General features: G+C 60.3%; 4 protein-coding genes and 1 tRNA gene. 1 reads left to right on the top strand and 4 read right to left on the bottom strand.

Annotated elements, in window-relative coordinates; translation table 11 throughout:
• Positions 1 to 29: 29 nt before the first annotated feature.
• The 3 genes from secF to yajC all read right to left on the bottom strand — a co-directional run bounded on the left by secF (position 30) and on the right by yajC (position 3,097).
• A complete protein-coding gene (secF, locus tag ACEW8G_RS08430; RefSeq protein ID WP_373487981.1) occupies positions 30 to 1,019 on the bottom strand; it encodes a protein translocase subunit SecF in 990 nt (329 codons plus the stop codon).
• Between the two features lie 13 nt (positions 1,020 to 1,032).
• Positions 1,033 to 2,637, bottom strand: coding sequence for a protein translocase subunit SecD (gene secD / locus ACEW8G_RS08425; RefSeq protein WP_373487980.1), 1,605 nt, complete (start codon positions 2,635 to 2,637; stop codon positions 1,033 to 1,035).
• 130 nt (positions 2,638 to 2,767) lie between these two features.
• Entirely contained in the window at positions 2,768 to 3,097 is a 330-nt protein-coding gene (gene yajC / locus ACEW8G_RS08420) for a preprotein translocase subunit YajC (RefSeq protein WP_373487979.1), read from the bottom strand.
• A 231-nt stretch (positions 3,098 to 3,328) separates the two neighbouring features.
• Between yajC and ACEW8G_RS08415 the strand changes: the two genes are divergently transcribed.
• A tRNA-Pro gene (locus ACEW8G_RS08415) sits at positions 3,329 to 3,405 on the top strand.
• 117 nt (positions 3,406 to 3,522) lie between these two features.
• Here the strand turns inward: ACEW8G_RS08415 and ACEW8G_RS08410 are convergent.
• Positions 3,523 to 3,981 (bottom strand): hypothetical protein, encoded by a 459-nt coding sequence (locus ACEW8G_RS08410; RefSeq protein WP_373487978.1) that lies wholly within the window; start codon positions 3,979 to 3,981, stop codon positions 3,523 to 3,525.
• Positions 3,982 to 4,047: the final 66 nt, after the last annotated feature.

The raw sequence follows: 4,047 nt of genomic DNA, 5'->3' as shown, positions 1-4,047 counted from the left end.
TGATTGAACTCGGCCATTATCGTCGCGCCTTAAGGCTGCGCGCCATCGATGCCTTCCTTGAGCTTCGCGGCAGCGCGATCGGCCGGGCTGCTCTCGGGGACGAAGCTGTGCGGGCCGACGCCCAGCCAGATGAGGATAGGGGTGGCCATATAGACTGATGAATAGCAGCCCACGACAACGCCCATCGTCATCGCCGCAGTGAAGCCAAAGATCACGCCGGGGCCGATCAGCAGCAGCGCGAGCAACGCGATCAGCATGGTCAGCGATGTCATCACGGTGCGCGCGAGCGTCTCGTTGGTTGACAGGTCGAGCAGCGCGATCATGTCCATCTTGCGGTATTTGCGCAGGTTCTCACGCACCCGGTCGAACACCACGATGGTATCGTTGAGCGAATAGCCGATGATCGTAAGCAGCGCTGCGATGATGTTGAGGTTGAACTCGAGCTGAGTCAGCGCAAAGAAACCAAAGGTGAGCACCACATCGTGGAACAGCGCAAACAGCGCGGCGACCCCGAACTGCCATTCAAAGCGGAACCAGATATAGACCGCGATCGCGAGCATCGCGAAGACGAGCGAATAAACGCCGGTGCTCAGCAATTCCTCTGACACCTTGCCCGACACCGAATCGACGCCATCGATGCGCGCGCCCTGCGCGGCATATTTGGTGGTGATCATCGATGTGACGCGCTGGGTGACGGCATCAACCTCGTCCGCATTGTCGCCTGAGAGGCGCATCCGCACTGAAACCTGATTGGGTTCACCAAAGCGCTGGATGGTCGATTCTCCCAGATCAAGTGTTTCGATATCTGCGCGCAGCTGCCCTACCGGCGCTTCTGCAACCTCGTCGAACGTCACCTGAATCATCTGGCCGCCGACGAAATCGACGCCGAAGTTGAGACCGCGTGTGACCACCAGGACGATGGACAAAACAATGGTGATGATGCTGATCGCCATCGCCAGCTTGCGCCAGCGCATAAAGCCGAAATTGGTCTTGTCGGGAACGAGCTTTAGGAGTTTCATGGCATCAACCCTGTTATATGTTGATTTCGCGCGGGCGCTCACGCCGCAGCCAGAGCGCCACGAACATGCGGGTCACGTAAACGGCCGTCCACACCGATGTGGCGATGCCGATCAACAGCACGACGGCAAAGCCACGCACCGGGCCTGATCCAAACAGGAACAGCAACACCGCCGCGATGACGTTGGTGATGTTGGCATCGAAAATTGCGCGCGAGGCCTCTTTATAGCCGACCTCGATCGCCTGGATGATCCGCCTGCCATTGTTGCGTTCCTCGCGGATGCGCTCGTTGATCAGCACATTGGCGTCCACCGCCGCGCCGACCGTCAGGATGAACCCGGCGATGCCCGGCAAAGTCAGCGTCGCGTTCATCAGCGCCATGACGCCAATGATCAGGAACAGGTTCAGGATCAAAGCGATGTTGGCGTAGACGCCAAAGCGGCCGTAGGTGATAATCATGAACGCAAGCACCGCAAAGGTAGCCACTGCGCCCGCGAGCAGACCCAGCTCAATCGACTCTTGGCCCAGATCCGGTCCGACCGAGCGCTCTTCCACCACTTTGAGTTCGACCGGCAGCGCGCCGGATCGCAGCGAAATGGCGAGCGCATTGGCGCTGTCAGTGGTGAAACTGCCCGAAATCTGCGCAGAACCGCCAAGGATCGGTTCGTTGATGTTGGGAGCCGACAGCACCTCGCCATCCAGGATGATCGCGAACGGCTTGTTGACGTTCTCCTGCGTCAGCCGTGCAAAGCGCGCGCCACCCTCGCGGTCGAAGGTGATCGACACCACCGGTTCGTTTGTCTGCTGGTCAAAGCTCTGCTGGGCGTTGGTCAGCTTGTCACCGCGAATGCCGCCCAGACGACGCACCGCGATCGACGCTTGCCCGGTCGGGTTATCAGGATAAGGAAATATCTCGCTGCCCACTGGCGCGCGGCCAGCGGCGATGTCCTCGGGGCTGGCGTTCAGATCGACCAGCTTGAATTCAAGCTCGGCGGTCTGGCCGAGCAGCTGCTTGAGCGCTTCGGGATCATCGAGCCCCGGCACCTGCACGACGATCCGGTCATCGCCCTGGCGGATGATGGTCGGCTCGCGCGTGCCCAGTTCATCGATGCGCTTGCGCACCACTTCAGTCGCGGTTTCCATCGCCTGATCGAGCGCCTGGTCAAGCCCGGCGTCGGTCGGGGTCAGCACGATGCGGCTGGTATCGCGCACGTCGATGTTCCAGTCGCGCTGCCCGGTCAGGCCCGCACCGCTGGTCAGCGGCAGGATCGCCTCGCGCGCGGCATCGACCTGGCTGACGTCGCGGATCAGGAACGAGAGGCTACCCCCCTCGCGCGAGATATCGCCGATGGCGATGCGCGGCTTGGCGGCGCGCAGCACGCCGCGCACGGTCTCTTCCATGTTCTGAAGCCGCAGTTCGGCAACATCCTTGGGGTCTGCTTCGAGCAGGATGTGACTGCCGCCCGACAGATCGAGCCCCAGATTGATCTTGGACTGCGGCAGGAAGCCGGGATAATATTGCGCAACGCCGGCGGGCAACAGGCTGGGAATGGCCAGCAGCACGCCGACGACCAGAATCAGGCTGATGGAAAGCGTCTTCCAACGTGGAAAATCAAGCATTCTCAGGCATTCCTCGGCAATGATCGCCAAAATCGCAGATGGGGGCACGATTGTCCCGAAGGCAACGGCTGGCTGGCCATATATTCAGCGTGTGGCGCTGCGGCAAGGCTGTTGCAATGCCGCAAAACGGTCAGTCGTTCGCCGGGGCGCTGCCGCCCGGTTGCAGCACGTCGCTCAGCGAGGTCTTGACCGCCTTCACCTTGGCACCCCCCAAATCAATCTCGACATAGGCATCATCGACTTTGGTCACCTTGCCGACCAGTCCACCGCCGGTGATCACCTGGTCGCCGCGCTTGACCGCATCGATCTTGGCCTTGTGCGCTTTCATCTGGCGTTGTTGCGGCCGGATGATGAGAAAATAGAAGATCAGCAGCAGCGGCACGAACATCAAAAGCTGGGTCCAGGCCGGAGCAGCGCCGGGCGCAGCGGCGGCCAGTGCGAGCAAAAGTGTCGAGTCCATCACGATAAAATCCGAATGTCTGAAAAGGCAGAGAGCGATGTGGTCAAGCAAACCTGATCGCAGCGATGGGCGCGCCTATCATCATCGGCCGCCCAAGGCAATTGGCGATGGTCGCGCGCGGCTCGCGCATGGATCGGTGACCTTGGAGGCTTGCCATCAAGACTGTCTTGCCAATCGGGCCGCGTGCCCATATAGGCGCACCTCCATATGCCCATCCGGGCTGTGGCCGGTCGGGACGTAGCGCAGCCTGGTAGCGCATCACACTGGGGGTGTGGGGGTCGGAGGTTCGAATCCTCTCGTCCCGACCAATTAATTCCAATGAGTTAGCTGCGAAAAATGCGTGTTGCTACCTTCACATTTTTCCAGCCAGCAATCACATAGCAATCACCCGACTTGGTATCGCGGTTTCGAATAGCTGTGTACGGTCATGCTGGAAAATGCTTCTGAGCACAGTCGGTCAGAGCTTTACCGGTTCGATAGAGATCGCCCGTCGGCAGATCGATAACGCCGAGTTCTTTGTGCTCGATTCGGATGTTGTTGCTGCGCTTGATGCCATCGGTCACCCACCCACCGTTCACGTTGAACAGGCGCGCTTCAATCAGCGGAGTCTCTTGCTGGTATTCGGTCACCAGTGGCACAACGTCATCACCAAACTTGATCGGCAGATAGCGCGGGAACCATCCGCCAGGCCACCCATCCCAGATGATGTTGATGCCCGCGATCCGACCCCGCTGCTGATAGAAGGATAGGCGAACGCGCTCGCCATGGCGATCATACTCCCCGGCTTCAATAACGCAGATGCCGTTGATGACCTGTGCGGTGGTCGAAGGCGCTGTGACGCGGGTGAACTCGGGCAGGTCATAGCTCAGCGCGTCCGTCAGCATCTGGCGACCTTGGACACTCGATAGCCGCGTCACGAACGATGCAGCCCCAGCGTCGGTTGCCAGATC

Source organism: Blastomonas sp. (assembly GCF_041747255.1).
Classification (GTDB): domain Bacteria; phylum Pseudomonadota; class Alphaproteobacteria; order Sphingomonadales; family Sphingomonadaceae; genus Blastomonas.
Note: the sequence above shows the minus strand (reverse complement) of the source record. Positions and strands in the feature narration are given on the sequence as shown.

Coding starts and splice junctions, on each gene's coding strand:
- secF (WP_373487981.1), bottom strand. CDS start 1,019: ATGAAACTCCTAAAGCTCGTTCCCGACAAGACCAATTTCGGCTTTATG.
- secD (WP_373487980.1), bottom strand. CDS start 2,637: ATGCTTGATTTTCCACGTTGGAAGACGCTTTCCATCAGCCTGATTCTG.
- yajC (WP_373487979.1), bottom strand. CDS start 3,097: ATGGACTCGACACTTTTGCTCGCACTGGCCGCCGCTGCGCCCGGCGCT.
- ACEW8G_RS08410 (WP_373487978.1), bottom strand. CDS start 3,981: ATGCTGACGGACGCGCTGAGCTATGACCTGCCCGAGTTCACCCGCGTC.